General features: G+C 57.9%; 16 protein-coding genes. 8 read left to right on the top strand and 8 right to left on the bottom strand.

All coding sequences use genetic code 11. The features are described 5' to 3' along the window. Window positions 1-59 precede the first annotated feature (59 nt). The 3 genes from WBC85_RS01645 to WBC85_RS01635 form a co-directional block, all read right to left on the bottom strand. On the bottom strand, window positions 60-1,448 hold the full coding sequence (locus WBC85_RS01645; protein ID WP_424432942.1) for a sensor histidine kinase: 1,389 nt from the start codon (window positions 1,446-1,448) through the stop codon (window positions 60-62). 96 nt (window positions 1,449-1,544) lie between these two features. Beyond that, a complete protein-coding gene (locus WBC85_RS01640; RefSeq protein WP_424432941.1) occupies window positions 1,545-2,963 on the bottom strand; it encodes a dihydrolipoyl dehydrogenase family protein in 1,419 nt (472 codons plus the stop codon). 3 nt (window positions 2,964-2,966) lie between these two features. Further along, entirely contained in the window at window positions 2,967-3,716 is a 750-nt protein-coding gene (locus WBC85_RS01635) for a TVP38/TMEM64 family protein (RefSeq protein WP_424432940.1), read from the bottom strand. A 288-nt stretch (window positions 3,717-4,004) separates the two neighbouring features. On the opposite strand from WBC85_RS01635, the gene rpmH reads away from it, so the two are divergent. The 8 genes from rpmH (at window position 4,005) to WBC85_RS01595 (ending at window position 12,216) form a co-directional block, all read left to right on the top strand. Then, window positions 4,005-4,139 (top strand): 50S ribosomal protein L34, encoded by a 135-nt coding sequence (rpmH, locus tag WBC85_RS01630; protein ID WP_009831305.1) that lies wholly within the window; start codon window positions 4,005-4,007, stop codon window positions 4,137-4,139. A gap of 25 nt (window positions 4,140-4,164) precedes the next feature. Continuing rightward, on the top strand, window positions 4,165-4,569 hold the full coding sequence (rnpA, locus tag WBC85_RS01625) for a ribonuclease P protein component (protein ID WP_424432939.1): 405 nt from the start codon (window positions 4,165-4,167) through the stop codon (window positions 4,567-4,569). Then, a complete protein-coding gene (gene yidD, locus WBC85_RS01620; protein ID WP_424432938.1) occupies window positions 4,566-4,787 on the top strand; it encodes a membrane protein insertion efficiency factor YidD in 222 nt (73 codons plus the stop codon). Before rnpA ends, yidD begins: the two co-directional genes overlap by 4 nt. A 45-nt stretch (window positions 4,788-4,832) precedes the next feature. Further along, complete coding sequence (ttcA, locus tag WBC85_RS01615; RefSeq protein ID WP_424432937.1) at window positions 4,833-5,675, top strand: tRNA 2-thiocytidine(32) synthetase TtcA; 843 nt, start codon at window positions 4,833-4,835, stop codon at window positions 5,673-5,675. 72 nt (window positions 5,676-5,747) lie between these two features. Next, window positions 5,748-6,875, top strand: coding sequence for a lytic murein transglycosylase (locus WBC85_RS01610; protein ID WP_424432936.1), 1,128 nt, complete (start codon window positions 5,748-5,750; stop codon window positions 6,873-6,875). A 43-nt stretch (window positions 6,876-6,918) separates the two neighbouring features. Beyond that, window positions 6,919-7,485, top strand: coding sequence for an ImuA family protein (locus WBC85_RS01605; protein ID WP_424432953.1), 567 nt, complete (start codon window positions 6,919-6,921; stop codon window positions 7,483-7,485). After that, window positions 7,427-8,911 carry a Y-family DNA polymerase gene (locus WBC85_RS01600; RefSeq protein WP_424432935.1) on the top strand — a complete coding sequence of 495 codons (1,485 nt, stop codon included), beginning with the start codon at window positions 7,427-7,429 and terminating at the stop codon, window positions 8,909-8,911. The genes WBC85_RS01605 and WBC85_RS01600 overlap by 59 nt, the downstream gene beginning before the upstream one ends. Next, window positions 8,908-12,216: an error-prone DNA polymerase gene (locus WBC85_RS01595; protein ID WP_424432934.1), complete on the top strand. Its 3,309-nt coding sequence runs from the start codon at window positions 8,908-8,910 to the stop codon at window positions 12,214-12,216. The genes WBC85_RS01600 and WBC85_RS01595 overlap by 4 nt, the downstream gene beginning before the upstream one ends. Here WBC85_RS01595 and WBC85_RS01590 read toward each other — a convergent pair. From WBC85_RS01590 to WBC85_RS01570, 5 genes are all read right to left on the bottom strand, one after another. Then, complete coding sequence (locus tag WBC85_RS01590; RefSeq protein ID WP_424432933.1) at window positions 12,210-12,698, bottom strand: hypothetical protein; 489 nt, start codon at window positions 12,696-12,698, stop codon at window positions 12,210-12,212. The two genes, WBC85_RS01595 and WBC85_RS01590, sit on opposite strands and share 7 nt — an antisense overlap. Beyond that, window positions 12,691-14,850: an efflux RND transporter permease subunit gene (locus tag WBC85_RS01585; protein ID WP_424432932.1), complete on the bottom strand. Its 2,160-nt coding sequence runs from the start codon at window positions 14,848-14,850 to the stop codon at window positions 12,691-12,693. The genes WBC85_RS01590 and WBC85_RS01585 overlap by 8 nt, the downstream gene beginning before the upstream one ends. 2 nt (window positions 14,851-14,852) lie before the next feature. Beyond that, window positions 14,853-15,353, bottom strand: a complete 501-nt coding sequence (locus WBC85_RS01580) for an isoprenylcysteine carboxyl methyltransferase family protein (protein WP_424432931.1) — start codon at window positions 15,351-15,353, stop codon at window positions 14,853-14,855. Next, a complete protein-coding gene (locus WBC85_RS01575) occupies window positions 15,350-16,414 on the bottom strand; it encodes a type III polyketide synthase (RefSeq protein WP_424432930.1) in 1,065 nt (354 codons plus the stop codon). Before WBC85_RS01575 ends, WBC85_RS01580 begins: the two co-directional genes overlap by 4 nt. 258 nt (window positions 16,415-16,672) lie before the next feature. Beyond that, on the bottom strand, window positions 16,673-16,987 hold a 315-nt coding region (locus tag WBC85_RS01570; protein WP_424432929.1), incomplete at its 5' end, for an NAD-binding protein.

Genomic DNA, 16,987 nt, shown 5'->3' with positions numbered 1-16,987 from the left:
GCGGTGATTAGACGAGGCTGGAATGCTATGCAAGGGCAAAAGTGAGAAAATTTCGTGCTTTACGCGACGGTGACATCACCCTTGGGTAAACGCACTTCAAAGCAGGTGCCCGTCTCGTCAGAATGCCTCAACGTCAAGGCACCGCCATGACCCCGCACCAGCTCAGCTGCAATGGCAAGGCCAAGGCCCGTTCCGCCCTTTCGTGCCCCCCCCTGAAAGGGGGTAAACAGATGCTCAAGCGCTTTCTTGGGAAGGCCAGGGCCTGTATCTTGCACGGTGATGATCCAATCTGCATCGCCGTCCTCTGCCCTGACTGAAATCTCGCCGGACTTGCCCGTCGCTACAATCGCCTGACGCGCGTTGCGCACAAGATTGGACAGGACACGATAAAGCTGCTCGGAATCGGCCCGCACAGTAAGGGCGGCAGGGACATCTTCGGCAAAACTCAGGTCATGTTCGCCTACCGCAAGCCGCTCAGAGGAAATCACATCAGCAACAATGCTGCCCAGCGCAAAGCGTGTCAGCTTTGGTGCAGGCTCTTCAGCCTTGCCGAATGCCAACGTGGTTTCACACAGGTTAACAGCACGGGTTATCGAGTTCATCAATTTCGGCGCAAGGCGCTGTACGACCGGATCTTCGCTCATTTCGATACGATCCGTAAACAATTGCGCAGAGGTCAGGATATTGCGCAGATCATGGCTGACGCGGGCGACAGCGCCGCCCAACTGGGCAAGCCGTTCCTTTTGCTTGAGGGCCTGCGTGAGTTCGATCTGCATCGACTGAAGCGCCTCCTCGGCCTCTCGCAGCTCTGTCACGCCTGCACTGGGCTCAATGATCCGCCGCGCATCTTCTGGCGCGGCAGCATAACGCTGCATATGATCCACAACGCCGCGAATGGGCCGCACGAGCAGCATGCGCACCGCGAAGAACAGCAAGGCCGCGGTAAAGACGGAAATGACCGCAGAAAGGATCAAAACACGCAAACCATAATCAATCATGGCAGCGCGCAAACCTTCGGTAGGCATTGTTACTTCGATCAACAGACCCGCTTCGCGCACCGGTGCACCTATGATGCGGATCACCTCGGGATCGGTCTCGATCAGACGCGCAACAGCATCGCGAATAAGATGAAGCGCAGAAGGATCGCGAAGATCAAAGGTCCGGTCGATCGGGCGCGGCATGGGCGAGGACAAAACCAACTGGCGCACGGCATCGCGGCGTAGCACGACGTTATAGACTTCGGCGTTCAGCAACAGCTCTTCTTCAAGGTCGGCGTCAATCATATCATCCGCCAAAAGAGCAAGCGACGCGATCTGCGCCCGCTCCAGTCGCGAAAGCAGAAAATCCTCGCGAAAGCGCGCAACTGACGGGACAAAGATCAACACCTCTGCCAACATCACAAAAACGATAGTCAGGATCAAAAAGCGTCCCGAGAGCGAATTCAACATGTGAACCCCTGCCCTGTTATGCCGCAATCCACCTTCATTTTGCCCAGTAAACTCCCCGCGGAGCGTCCCGCATTTTCAACATACGCGCGCACCCAATCATGGCAGCCAGCGCTGCACAAGGCGCACCACTTTCTTCACCGTATCATTCTCAAACAAGCGCGGGGTAAAGTAAGCGCCAGCTGCGCGTTTGTTCACCTCGAACACTGATGGATAGGGGGCAACCATGGCTGAAATCTGGCTCATCTTCAGCTTGTTCGCAATCGCCAGTGACCACATCCCGATCAACTCCCCCGCTTGCGGGCCGGCAATGGAGACGCCAACAGGACGCCCTTTCACGACCATAACCTTGATTAGCCCATAGGCTTTGCGTTCGGCAATCAGGCGATCGTTGTGATGGATGTCAAAGCGCACCACTTCAAGCTTGCCTGCATAGGTTTCACGCGCTTGCGCTTCGGTCAACCCGACTTGGGCCAACTCCGGGTCCGTATAGGTCGCCCAAGGGATATGCGCGGTGCTTTGTTTGGCGGGCAATCCGAATAGCGCCGAGCGGATAATCACCCCCGCTTGATATCCAGCGACATGGGTAAATTGCAGCCCACCCGCCACATCGCCAATCGCATAGACGCGTTTGTTGGATGTTTTAAAGCTGTCATCCACTTTGATCCCCGTGCGATGGGTTTCGATTCCCGCGGCTTCAAGGTTCAACCGCTCGATATTGGCCTTGCGCCCGACAGCCATCAATAAATGCGAGCCTTTGAACACACGGCCGTCCTTGGCATGAACTTCAATCGCCCCTGCTGTACCTTTGATCTGCGCCGCAAGCGCGTTTTCTTCAATGACCAGCCCCTCGCTGCGCAATGTATCAAGCACGATTGCCGCCATTTCAGGATCATCCTTGCCCAGCGCCCTATCGCCCTCGATTACGGTTACTTTGCTACCCAGACGCAAGTGCGCCTGCGCCATTTCCATACCGATTGGACCACCCCCGATGATTAGCAGATGTTTGGGCTGGGTGCGCAATTCGAACAGGGTTTCATTGGTTTCATAGGGCACATTTTCCAACCCCGGAATTGGCGGGACAAACGGTGAAGACCCTGTCGAAATAACAACGCGGCGTGCCTTGATGCGATAGGGGCCAGCCTCGACTTCTGTTGGTGAAACAAACCGTCCGTATTCGCGGATCACCTTCACGCCAAGACCTTCAAATCGCTCCTGACTGTCCATCGGCTCGATCGACGCGATGACCTCAGCGACATGATCCTTCGCCGCGCTGTAATCCACCTTTGGCATAACATCAGCAACGCCATAGCCAGCAGAATGCGCCTGCGTGTAGGCCACTTTACCAGAGGCAATCAGCGCCTTTGACGGCACGCAGCCGAAATTCAGGCAATCGCCGCCCATTTTATGCCCTTCCAGAAGGACCACACTCGCGCCCATTTGCACGGCACCTGCCGCAACAGACAGGCCCCCGGAACCCGCGCCGATCACCAGAATATCGGTTTTGATCGTTTCCATAGCTCAGATATCCTTTTTGCCAGTGATGGCTTTGATAATGACGGGCAACACTGCCAGCGCGGACAGGCCGAGAATCGGCAACAGAATGTGCGGCTCAAAGATAATGCCCAGATCAGGCGTTTCACCCTTGGCGAAAACTTCGCCCAAACCAGCGCCGACAGAGGTGAACACAAACGTCGCAGGGATAATACCGAAGAACGTCGAAATCACATAGCGGTGCAAAGGAACTTCAAGGAATGCAGGAATCAGATTCGCGATAAAGAATGGAACTGCAGGGACGAGCCGAAGAATAAAGAGCATCGACCACTGATTCTCGTCGATGCCATCCTTTATCTTTTTAATGGCACCCTGACTGTTCTCCAGTTTTGCGCCCAGCCTGTTTCCCAGCCCGTAGCGCGCAGCAAGGAAGATAAGCGTTGCGCCGATCGTCGCGCCCGTCACGTTGAAAAGCGCGCCAAAGGTGGTTCCAAACAGAAATCCCCCCGTCAGCGTTGCAATCGTCCCCCCCGGCAAGGAAAAGCCAACAATCGCAATGTAGATCGCCAGGAAGCCAAGTGCAGCAACCAGATAGTTGCTGTCGCGAAAGGCAATCAAAGCCTCGCGATTGTCTCTCAGCGCATCAAAACTGAGGTAATCCTTTAATGTAAATGCGCCGATAACGGCAACAGCCAGGATCGCGATCAGCGGTACGTAGCGGGATAAGCCTGATTTTGTTTCGGAATCGTTCGGTGGGGTTTGTGTCATATCGCTCATCATTTTCTTTCGGGCAAAAGCATCCAGTGTCTGAGTGCAACATGCGGTTTTGCGGATCGATACGGTAGCCTTATCACGCCCGCTTGATCGTGAGTGACCATAGATACGATCAAAGCTGGACATTCGCACCAAACTGAAACATTTACCTGACAGCACAAAGGCCAAATGTTGCAGGAATTCGCGCTGCAATGGTTTGACTTATCCCCACCGCCCCTCTAAAGGACGGGCTTCAAGATACATTGGGCCACGCGAATCTGCGCATCGCCCTGCTTAAACGGAGACGGAGCGATGAAACGCACCTTTCAACCCTCGAACCGCGTTCGCAAGAACCGCCACGGCTTTCGCGCACGCATGGCCACAAAAGCAGGTCGCAAGATCCTGAACGCGCGCCGCGCCAAAGGCCGTAAAGAGCTGAGCGCGTAAGCGTCCAACCTTTAGGTTTATGAATTTGACACCGCCGAAGGCCTCAGACGCGCAATGCGCCGACGAGAACACGCCTCCGGCGGTTTCTTTGCGTATGGACGTTCTCAAGAAACGCAGTGATTTCTTGCGCGCTGCCCGTGCCCGCCGTCAGGGCACAGCATCCATGATGGTGCAGATGCGTAATCGCGGTGATGATGACCCTGCAACCCGTGTTGGATTTACCTGTTCCAAAAAGGTTGGCAACGCCGTCGCACGGAACCGCGCCAAACGACGCCTGCGTGAAGCTGCGCGCGAAGTTTTGCCCGAAAGCGGTCACGCGGGGTGTGATTACGTGTTGATCGGCCGCGCAGAGGTCACCGCAAACCGTCCGTTTGACTTGCTTGTTGGCGACTTGCGCCACGCACTCAAAAAACTACATGGTCCCAAATGAGCCCGCTAGCACATATCGTAGCCCTGCCCGTGCGCTTTTATCGGCTGGTGTTTTCCCCTTGGGTCGGCATGAATTGCCGCTACCACCCAACATGTTCCGCCTACGCAATGGAAGCGCTTGAAAAACACGGCGCGATCAAAGGCACATGGCTTGCCGCGCGCCGGATCGGACGCTGCCACCCATGGGGCAGCAGCGGAATCGACAACGTTCCGGATTGATACGCCCCGCTTGCCCGTTGCCCCCAAACCACCTAAAGCCAAGCCATGCTAGATCACGACGATATTCACCCGCTCTTTCACGGTGCACCCTCCACCACCGAGTTCAAGAAACTGCGCAAGCGTATCGTGCGCTATGCGCGCGAGGCGATTGAGCAATACGGGATGATCGAGCCGAACGCGCGCTGGCTTGTGTGTCTGTCTGGCGGCAAGGACAGCTACACGCTGCTGGCTGTCTTGCACGAGCTGAAATGGCGCGGCTTGTTGCCGGTCGAATTGATCGCCTGCAATCTCGATCAGGGCCAACCGGGGTTTCCCGCAACCGTTCTGCCCGAATTCTTGGAAAAGATGGGCGTCGAGCACCGCATTGAATATCAAGACACCTATTCCATCGTCATGGATAAAATTCCCGCAGGCCGCACCTTTTGCGCACTTTGCTCGCGTTTGCGGCGCGGCAATCTCTACCGTATCGCGCGCGAAGAAGGATGCAGCGCCGTTGTCCTTGGCCATCACCGCGACGACATCCTAGAGACGTTTTTCATGAATCTGTTCCACGGCGGCCGCCTTGCAACCATGCCGCCAAAGCTGGTCAATGAAGAAGGTGATTTATTTGTCTATCGCCCGCTTGCGCACGTGGCCGAGGTCGATTGCGAAAAATTTGCCAATGCAATGAACTACCCCATTATTCCTTGCGATCTATGCGGCTCTCAGGACGGTTTGCAACGCCAACAGGTCAAGCAGATCCTCGATGGTTGGGAAGCCAACAGCCCCGGTCGCCGCCAGATTATGTTCCGTGCCCTGATGAATGCGCGCCCATCCCATCTGCTTGATCCGGATCTCTTCGATTTTGCGGGTTTGATGCGCGGAAATGCGCCGCAGGATGCCCAATAAACACGACTGTTTGCCTGCGCTGAACTATGCGCTAGGGTTGCGCAAAACAACGCAGTAAGCGCGAGCAGTGATATGACTTTTACCAGACGAAACTTTGCCCTCACCCTTGGCGCAGTCGGACTAAGCGCCTGTGTAAGCAGCCCCGCCCCGAAACGATCGGGCGGCAAATCTGCTGGCCTTGCCGCAGAATTCCGCCCCCAAGCGAATGCTGGCTACGATGCCTGGGTTGCTTCGTTCAAATCCCGCGCGGGCGGCTACGGGCTTAGCGCCGCAACTGTCACTGCAGGGTTTCGCGGGGCAGGCTATCTGCCGGGCGTGGTGAAACGCGACCGCAATCAAACCGAATTCAAACGCTCGCTAGAGGATTACCTCTCTATTGCCGCGTCGGATGAACGCGTCGCCAAAGGGCGCGCCGCCTTTGCGCGCCATCGCAGCACACTGAACGCGCTAGAGGCTAAATACGGCGTCGATGCCACGATCATCTGTGCGATCTGGGGCCTTGAAAGCCAATATGGCGAACGCATGGGCGACATCCCTATCATCTCGTCCACTTCCACGCTCGCCTTTGACGGGCGGCGCGGTGCCTTCTTTGAAAAGCAGCTCGTTGCGGCGTTGAAGATTATCCAGAACGGCGACATCACCGCAGATCGCATGGTCGGGAGCTGGGCAGGTGCGATGGGGCATACACAGTTTATTCCGACGTCTTATCAAGGCTTTGCAGTGGATTTCACAGGCGATGGCCGCCGTGACATCTGGTCTGTAGACCCGTCCGACGCGCTCGCCTCAACCGCTGCGTATTTGCAGCGCAACGGTTGGACGCGCGGCATAAAATGGGGCAGCGAAAGCGCCTCTGGCACCTTGCAGCCCCAAGCGGGCGGGCCAAAATTCTCAACCACAGGCAACTTCCGTGCGATCAAGCGCTACAACAATTCAGACGCCTACGCGATTGGCGTGGGTCATTTGTCAGACCGCATAGGCGGTGCCGGCCCCTTGCGCGGCAGCTTCCCGCCCGATGCAAATGGCCTAACCAAAGACGACCGCATTTTGCTGCAAAAACGCCTGACTGCGCGCGGCTTTGACACAGGCGGCGCAGACGGTGTGCTCGGCCCCAAAAGCCAAGCCGCGATCAGCGATTACCAACGTAGCAAAGGCTTGGCAGCGACGGGCATTCCTTCGCAAGACCTGCTGCGCGGCCTATAAGCACGGGCTGACTTTGGCACGGAATCGCGCTACATCTTCGCCCATGATGCCCGATTTCGCCAAATCCTTCCCCCTACGCTACGCCCGCGTGCACGAGGTTTGCGGCCCCGGTGCCGCCAGTTTTGCAGCAGTTTGTGCGGCGGGCGCGCAAGGCACGGTGATCTGGATTCGCGAAAGCTGGCGACCCGAGGCGCTCAATCCTTTGGGTCTGACCCTCTTCTTCGATCCCGCCAAAATATTAATCGCGCAGGTCAAGGACCAGACCGAGGGCCTCGCCGTGGCCGAAGAAGCCCTGCGCGATGGCTCTGCCCCGCTTGTGGTGCTCCAGATCAGTCAGCCTATGGGCTTGATCCAAGGGCGTCGGTTGCAACTTTCTGCAAAGACAGGAAAATCCACGGGGCTTTGTATCATTCCCGATGGCATGGGTAGCAATGCCGCCGAGAGCCGCTGGCACTGCGCACCAATTTTTGACCCTTTCTCCACAGCAGGAGACTCGACTCTGCAACATTGGGAACTTATTAAGAACAAATCAGGAACATTAGGATCTTGGCATGTTCGATGGGATGCAGCGGCGCGTCGTCTCAATTTGGTTTCCGAGGCTCGCGAGTGACCGCGCCTTGCGCGCGCGCCCCTTGGAGGGGCCGTTCGCGCTCACCCTGAAACATGCCAACACCAATCGCATTCATTGCCTGAACAACGCCGCAGAACGCGCGGGTCTCACGCGCGGCATGCCCTTTTCCGATGCGCGTGCCTTTTGTCCCGATTTGCAAAGCCGCCCTGCCGATCCGCGTGCCGATCTACGGTTCTTGCTTACCCTGCGCCGCTGGGCCGTGCGCTATTGTCCTTGGGTCGGGCTTGAAGATGATGATGGTCTTGTGCTCGACATTACCGGCGCCGCACATCTGTTTGGCGGCGAAAGCGCGCTTCTCATGGACATGCGCCAGCGTCTGTCCCGCGCAGGTCTCACGGCCCATATCGGCCTTGGCGATAGCCGTGGTGCGGCTTGGGCATTGGCGCGTCACGGCGAAGGCACGGCCGAAACCGGGCAAGCCATTGATGCGCTTAGGGATTTACCCGTGGCAGCGCTGCGCCTTGAGGACAAGACCATCGTCGCCCTTGGTCGCCTCGGCCTGCGCACCATCTACGATTTAGCGAATGCCGCGCGCGCGCCTTTGAGCCGCCGCTTCGGCCCATCACTTCTTATGCGCCTCGATCAAGCACTGGGAGAGCAACCCGAACAAATCACCCCGCTCAAGGATCCGCCCCATTACGGCGTGCGCATGACCTTTCCGGACCCTATCGGCATCAGCAGCGATGTGATGGCAGGGACCGAGCGCTTGCTCATCCAGCTTTGCACCAAGCTACACGCCCGAGAGACAGGCGCGCGCATTCTCTGCCTAACCCTGCGCCGCGTCGATCAGGACAGCCAGCAGGTTGAACTGCGCCTTGCGCGCCCCATGCGCGATGCGGCGCGCATTCTACCGCTGTTCGAGCGCGGTATCAAAGATGTGGACGCAGGTTACGGCATTGACCAAATGCGTCTTGAGGCCGTGCAGGTTGAAGCGATGCCCGTGCAGCAACTCAGCCATGTCTCCACGGGCAGCAAAGATCGCCTTGATGATCTGATTACCCGCATCGGCACCCGCATCGGCCTTGAGAACGTGCAGCGCTTCCTGCCCGCAGACAGCCACATTCCAGAGCGCAGCTTCCTAATTGCCCCCGCCGCTTATTCTGCGCCAGATAGCGCCTGGGTCACCCTACGCCCCCGCCCGCTTCATATCTTCCCGGCCAATCCCATCCTTGGCGCACATATCATTCCGACACCGCCAAAGCACTTCCGCTGGCGGCGCATGTCCTTTTCCACCGCGCGCGCCATAGGCCCTGAACGCATCGCACCAGAGTGGTGGCTGGAGGAGGATGCATGGCGATCTGGCGTGCGCGATTACTGGACTGTAGAGACACGGCAAGGCCGCCGTCTCTGGCTCTTTTTCACCCCGCAAAGCCCAGGCTGGTTCGTCCAAGGGGAATTCGCATGAGCTACGCAGAGCTGTGTACCACCACCAATTTCACCTTCCTGCGCGGGGCTTCACACCCCGAGGAAATGGTGACACGTGCCGCCGAACTTGGCTTGCAAGCCATCGCCATAACAGACCGTAATTCCCTTGCAGGTGTCGTGCGCGCCTATGCGGCCCTGAAGGAGCTAAAGCGCGCCAGCGAGGACACCATACGCATCCGTTCGGAAATACAGCTCGATCATTCCTCCCGCCAAGAGGCGGGCGATCCCCGGCACATTCCGCGCCCCGAAACGATCCATTTGCCCAAACTCATCACCGGCGCGCGCCTCGTGCTACGCGACAGCCACGTAGATTGGATCGCCCTGCCGAAAGATCGCGTGGCTTATAGCCGTCTCACCCGCCTTCTCACCCTCGGCAAACGCCGCGCTCCAAAAGGTGAATGTCATCTCGATCTGCCCGACCTGCTAGAGGGCTGCACAGGCATGATCCTGATTGCCCTCCCCACTGGCCCCCTGCGCAAAGCTGCACCCGACATCCAGCGTATGCAGCGCAAATTCCCCTCGCACGTTTTCCTTGGCGCAGCGCCGCGTTATGATGGATCGGATCAGGCCTATCTCGCAGCTTGCGCACGTCTCGCACTCAAAACATCCGCGCCGATGGTCGCCGTCGGTGATCCACTGATGCACCACGCCAAACGCCGCCAACTGGCCGATGTTCTGACCTGCATGCGCGAACACATCACCATCGACCAGATCGGCAAACGCGCCCTGCCCAACGCAGAGCGCCGCCTCAAAGGCCACGCCGATATGGCCCGCGTGTTTCGCGACCACCCTGCCGCATTGCAACGATCGCTTGAAATCGCGGCGCGCTGTAGCTTTTGCCTGAGCGAGTTGTCCTATGAATACCCCGACGAGATCACCGATGGGGAACAACCCCAGGAACGCCTGACCCGCCTCGCTTATGAGGGCATGATGCGGCGCTATCCAAATGGCGCGACCGAAAAGGCAAAGGCGCAGGTCAAAAAGGAACTCGCGCTGGTCAAGACCCTTGATTTTCCTGCCTATTTTTTGACTGTACATGACATCGTGCAATTCGCACGTTCCCAAGGAATCCTGTGCCAAGGGCGCGGTTCTGCGGCCAATTCGATCCTGTGTTACCTGCTGGGCATCACCGATGTCAGCCCTGAAGTCATCACCATGGTCGTCGAGCGGTTCGTCTCCGAAGCGCGCGCCGAACCGCCCGACATCGACGTCGATTTCGAACATGAACGGCGCGAAGAGGTGATCCAGCATATCTACGCCAAATACGGCCGTCACCGCGCAGGTCTATGCGCCACCGTCACCCATTTTCGCACACGCGGCGCAATTCGCGAGGTGGGCAAGGTCATGGGGCTAAGCGAGGATGTGACCGCCGGTCTATCAAGCCAGATCTGGGGGCAATCGGATAAGGGCGCGGACCCTGATCGCGTGCGTGAACTAGGGCTTAACCTAGAGGATCGCCGCCTCGCCCAGACCATTCGCCTCATTGGTGAAATCATCGGTTTTCCGCGCCATCTGGGCCAACATGTGGGCGGGTTTGTCATCACCAAAGGGCGTCTGGACGAATTATGCCCCATCGAAAACGCCGCGATGGAGGATCGTACGGTCATTGAGTGGGACAAGGATGACATCGACACTTTGGGCATTCTGAAGGTCGATATTCTGGGCCTTGGCATGCTCAGTTGCATCCGCAAATCATTCGATCTGCTGCAAGAGCATGAGCGCAAGACGCTCACAATCGCGACCGTCCCGCAAGAAGACGCGCAGACCTACGATATGCTCTGCGTTGCCGATGCGGTTGGCGTCTTTCAGGTGGAGAGCCGCGCGCAAATTAACTTCCTGCCGCGCATGTTGCCGCGTAAGTTTTACGATCTGGTGATCGAGGTCGCCATCGTGCGCCCAGGCCCTATTCAGGGCGGTATGGTCCACCCCTATATCAACCGGCGCCAAGGCCGCGAGCAGGTGCATTTCCCCTCGAAAGAACTTGAAGGTGTGCTTGGCAAAACCCTTGGTGTGCCCTTGTTTCAGGAACAGGCGATGCAAATTGCCGTGGTCGCGGCGGGCTTTGATCCATCCGAGGCGGACCAGCTCCGCCGCTCGCTCGCCACGTTCCGGCGCATGGGCACGATCAGCACCTTCAAGGATCGCTTTATCGGCGGGATGCTTGAGCGCGGTTATGATGCAGAGTTTTCCGAGCGCTGCTTTGCCCAGATCGAAGGCTTTGGCGAATACGGTTTTCCCGAAAGCCACGCCGCCGCCTTTGCCATGCTGGTCTATGTCTCTGCGTGGCTCAAGAAACATCACCCTGCGGTCTTTGCCTGCGCGCTGCTTAACTCCCAACCTATGGGGTTTTATGCCCCCGCCCAAATCGTGCGCGATGCGCGTGAACATCATATCGAGGTGCGCCCGATCTGCGTCAACGCAAGCGCCTGGGACAACACGCTGGAACGGCGCGGCGATGGCGCACTGGCGCTGCGCCTCGGGTTCCGCCAGATCAAAGGCATGCGCGAAGAGGATGCCACTTGGATCGTCTCCGCGCGCGGCAATGGTTACCGCGACCCCGAAGCCGTCTGGCTGCGCGCAGGCGTTGCGCCAAGCGTTTTGGAACGCCTTGCCGAAGCGGATGCGTTTTCCGACATGGGCCACACGCGGCGCGATGCGCTCTGGCTGGTCAAGGCGATCCGTGGACAACAACCCTTGCCGCTGTTCAATGATCCCATTGATGGCGAGAGCATTTCAGAACCCGAAGTCATCCTGCCCGCCATGCACCTCGGCGAAGAGGTCGTGGAGGACTACGTCTCCATGCGGCTTACGCTGCGCGCACATCCGATGGAATTGCTGCGCCCCAGCATTCCGAACCTGACCCCGCACGACAAGCTCCCCGACGCGCCGCTGCACCGAATTTCCGTCTGCGGCCTCGTCATCACCCGCCAACGCCCCGGCACTGCGTCGGGCGTCATTTTCCTAACGCTGGAAGATGAAACAGGGGTCAGCAACGTGGTGGTCTGGCCCAAGCTCTACGAGAAATACCGCCGCGCCGTGATGGGCGGACGCCTGTTGCGCGTCACGGGGTTCCTGCAACGCGAAGGCATCGTTGTGCATGTGATCGCGCAGGACGTAGAAGATTTGTCAGATCGGCTGCGCGACCTCGGCCACCCGCTGGATGAAGAGGTTGGCATCACGCGCCCCGAGGCTGATGATGCCCCCCGCCCGCGCCGCCAACAAGCGCGCGCTATGCACCCGCGCGATCAAGCTAAACGGCTCTTCCCCAGCCGTGATTTTCACTGACGGGTAAAGGCAATATCCGACATCTTCACCCCCGGATCTGCGCGATCAGTTGCGCGCAGATGCAGGCCCTGCGCGCTGACGCGCCATTCCACATTCTGCGCAATGACAGCCCCTGTTTCAGGGTCCTTCGCGCGGAAGGTGAACGCAATCAGATCAGCCTGTTGAAGGCCGGAAATCCGGACAGAGCCCAGCCCGTCGGGATTGAACCAATGCCCGCTGATCTGCGCCGATCCCCCATTACCCTTGATCTCTCCCGCCAATGCAATCTTGCGCCCGGGCACCACACAGCGCCCCGAAACGGACAAAGCACGCGCGCCCTCGTCATAGCTGTTCTTTATGCGGCATCGCACCGCCTCTTTCGGCCCGGATGCAGCCTCACGCGCCCAGCCAGAACCGCTCCACGTGCCTTGCATATCAGCCAAAGCATCAGCCATCACAGGTGCGCCCGTGAGGCCTAAAAGAACAGTTAAGGCCTTAAACATCCTTATGACCCCTTCCACCCAAAAGCGCGGGCAGCAAAAGCAAATCAAACACCAAAGCTGCCCAAAGCGTTATCATCATCATGCCGCCAAACAGACGAATTGGAAAGAAACCGCTGATCTGCGTGACCGCCAGCCCGAAGGTCAACAAAACCGTGCTCAGAACCATGACCTGCCCAGCAGATCGCGTCGCAAAACCCACCGCATCTTGCGGCGATTTCCCGTTACGACGCGCCTCGAAAAAGCGGCTCACAAAGTGGATGCTATCATCAATCGCTATGCCAAAGGCGATCGTCAGCGCCAGCACCGCCGTCGGCGAAAGCTGGCCACTGGCCCAGATATGCAAGGATGCGCCCGTCATCATCAAAGGCAACACATTCGGGATCAACAACAACGGGAATAAGCGCGCCGATCCAAAGGCAACGGCCACAACCAAGCTGGCCCCGATGGCGGCCAGAACCAGGCCGCGCGAGAGTTGTGAAATCATGCTCACTGCTTCCTGTCGCATCACAGTTGGCAAACCGAAAACGCGCGCAGCGCCGCCTGCATGCGCAGAGCTGTGCAACGCATCAAAATGTGCCAGCGAAGCTGCATCGCGCATGGGTTCGGGAACGGAAACGAAAATGCGTTGCACGCCGTTTTCGCCTTGGAGCTGCGTGAGCAAATCGACAGGGACCGCACTCAATTCTTCTTGCGTAGGTTCGCGCGCGTCCTCGCCCGACCATCGCGCTACGTTTACCAGGGACAGCACGGCGTCGCGCCCTGCAATCCGGGACAGCGCATCTGCCATTGCGCGGGTTTTGTCCCAGCCACCTTCGATCTCGACAATCATCTGGAACACGCCACCGAACTCTTTCGCAATCGCGTCATTGGCTTGCACGGTCGGACTACCATTTGGCAGGTTCTGATACATCGGAAACCAAGCCTTGGTGTTTTGATAGCCCATGACAGAAACCAGCAAAAGCGCCAGCGCAGCAGCGATGACGGCCTTCGGCCACGCCTGCCCGATGCCTGCAAGTCGACTTGCAATCTGGTTTGCAAATTGCGGCACCGCGCGCGCCGTGGGTTGGATCACCTGCGCCAGCAACGCAAAGCTCGTGATAACAATGACAAAGGCCAGTAACGTGCCCAAAGCACCAAGAACCGCGAACTCGAAAAGCTGCGCATTGCGCGTTACCATGATGCAAGCGAAGGCCAGCGCAGTTGTCAGCGCAGTCAACGCGCAGGCCGGGCCGATGCGAACAATCGTTTCACGCGCACCGTCCTTGCTGGCCTTCAAATGGCCCGCCAAATGCACGCCATCCGCGACCCCGAGCACCAGTAACAAGATCGGGATCACATTGCTCAATACATTGATCGGATACCCGAGCCAGACAGAAAGCGCCAAAACAGATGCCGCGCCAAGAAGCGCGGGCACTACCGCCAACACAACCATCCGCAAATCACGCAGCAGAACCAGCGCAGCAAATCCGACAAGCAAGCTGCCCCAGAGGTTAAGCGCTATCAAATCGTCCTTTAAGCCCGAGACGATTTCAAGGCTGATGACATCTTCGCCCGTGAAAGACACTGACAGGCCTTCGGGCAAACCGCGCTCAAATTCATTGGTGATCTCTGAGAGCAAATCGCCCAAACGGGCTTGCCCCAGATCAAGCTTTATCGCGATCAGTAGCGCAGTCCCGCTTGCGTTGATGAATGTTGGCAGGCCCGTCTTTAATGCGCGGAACGCGTTCAAACCAGCGACGTAGTTTTCGCCGATGCTCGGCGCAAAAACCGGCGTCCCATCAGGTGCCGCTTCACCGGGTGGAAACCGAAGTGCAAATGGTGACGCGACGCCGTCAACGCCGTCAAGAAACTCAAGGTCCAGCGTCACATCACGCAGCTTGCCCATCTGATCTGCACTAAAGGCCTGCGGGGCTTGCACCAATGCAAGCACCGTACTCGAAGGGGTCGTTTGGGCATCGCGGTAGGCGACCTGTGCGCGCGAAACCGGGCTGTCGGTCAGAAAAACACGGTTGATATCATCGTCAAAACGCAGGTTTGGCAGGCTCATCCCGATGAATGCTACCAGTGCGATCAACAATCCTGTCGCCAGCCTTGGCCAGCGGATCGCGGCCAAGCCAATGCGCTCAGCGCCAAAACCTATGCCCAACGCCATGGCTAGCCTGCCCGAAGTGCAGAAAGGGCCTTTTCCTCAACGCCGATCCGCACATAGAGCATTGCCGCATTCAGCACAGTGAAAATCACCGCGACCCAGACCAAACCCAGCACCATCGGTGCCACGATGATCTCTGCCACGACCAACATATAATTAGGATGTCTAAAATATTTGAACGGGCCAGCCACCACCAGTGGTTCAGGCAAAATGATAACGCGCGTGGTCCATCGCCCGCCAAGCGTTCCAAGTATCCATATCCGAAACCCTTGAAGCACGACAAAAATCAAAAGCCATCCAAGGGCGACGTGCTCATCATAGCCAAGAAACAGCAAACAGACGATCCACGCGCTGTGCATGCCAACCATGATCGGATAATGCTCTGCGCCAACCTCATAGGCCCCCTTTGCCAGCAAACGGGCCGTATTGCGCTTGGCGATGACCAATTCGCTTAGGCGTTGGACAATGATAAATCCCAGAAAAACGAAGGTTGCGAGCTCCATCATGCCGCCTCCGCCGAAACATGAAGCGGTAGATAGGACGCGGTGAACCCCGGCCCAAGCGCGCAGGCCATCATCTGGCCGGTGCCGCCTGTTTCCAGAACTGTTTTCAGAACAAACAACACAGTAGGCGCGGACATATTGCCAGCCTTGCGAAGCGTGTCCCGCTCTGCATCAAGACTGCCTTGAGGCAGGTGCAAAGCGCCTTCAATCGCGTCCACCACTTTCGCGCCGCCAGGGTGGCACACGTAGCGATCAATTTGCTCATGGGATAGCCTTGCACTATCCAGCGCACTTTGCGTTGCTCCCGCAAACTCGGCCGTTACAAAGGCAGGAATAGAGCGGTCAAAAACAACGCCAAAGCCTGCCTCGTCCACATCCCAGCCCATTATAGCCAGCGTGTCAGGCCAGATCTTTTGAAACCCCTGCCCTAGCGCTATCACTTTGCGACCGGCCGTTGCGTCCGTGCTTAGGCAAGCCGCGGCAGACCCGTCGCCAAAGAGCGCCGTCGCGATGATATCCGCCTTTTGCAAACGATCCGCGCGAAACGACAAGGAACAGGTTTCGATCACCACCAGTAGAACCTTGGCACCCGCCTGCCCGTTCGCGATTGATCGCGCAACAGAAAGCCCGGTCACACCGCCAGCGCAGCCAAGACCGAAGAGCGGGACACGCATGATGTCGTCGCGAAATCCCATGTCGGAAAAAACCTGCGCTTCTAACGTCGGCGTGGCGATGCCCGTTGACGAAACAGTGACGACGCAGTCCACATCATTGCTGTGCCACCCTGCGTCGAGCAATGCCGCGCGCGCTGCTTCCAGAAACATCGCCTTGGCCCCTTCGATAAAGGCAACGTTGCGATCAACCCAACCATGTTCATCAGAAAACCAATCGATTGGAACCACTGAATACCGCCGATCAATTCCAGCCGTCGCAAAGCTTTTGGAGAGACGGTCAAACTGCGGGTATTTGCCCCCGAAGATGATCGCAGCGCGTTCGCGCACTTCGTGTTGCGTCAAACAGTAGGGCGGCAAAGCTGTGGAAAGTCCGTGCAGGAAAACTGACATCCAATGTCCTTTATTGAAAAGCCTCATGCGAAATGCTTTCGGCCCTTTGATCTGAAAACATTAAGCAACAATGCTCAAAAGTGATGAAAAATCGCCCAGCGTCGCACGGCTGGGCACTTCAAAACAAAAGTTCCCAGCCACTACACGCAGAAGTTCCCGTAAAGTAAATTGCGAATGTCCTGAACGCCCCTTTAGACAGCCAAGTTCGCGGGACTGTTCCAAGCTTTAGCCGCCCCGGTCGCGGTTCCCGTTCCTACCTCAAACGGGATCATCAAGGCCGTTTCGCGCCTTCAGTTCAAGATAAAGACCAGCGTGATCCAGCCCCGCGCCATCCATGTGCTCAACCAAATGCGCATACCTGTCGCGCACCATTTGCGTTGAAGGAAGCTCAAGCCCCAACCCCGTTGCCTCAGCAAGCGCATTATCAAGGTCTTTAAGCTGAAGGCTTGATAATCCACCAGGTGTGAAATTTTCCGTCGACATACGCTCGCCGTGTTGCTGTAAAATAACGCTATCAGCAAAACCGCCCTTGAGCGCGGCGCGCAGCGCTGCAGGATCCGCGCCGCCCTGCTC

Origin of the sequence: Planktotalea sp., assembly GCF_049680325.1 — a bacterium.
Lineage (GTDB): Bacteria > Pseudomonadota > Alphaproteobacteria > Rhodobacterales > Rhodobacteraceae > Planktotalea.
The sequence above is the reverse complement of the archived record's forward strand: the minus strand, read 5'-3'. Positions and strand labels throughout refer to the sequence as shown.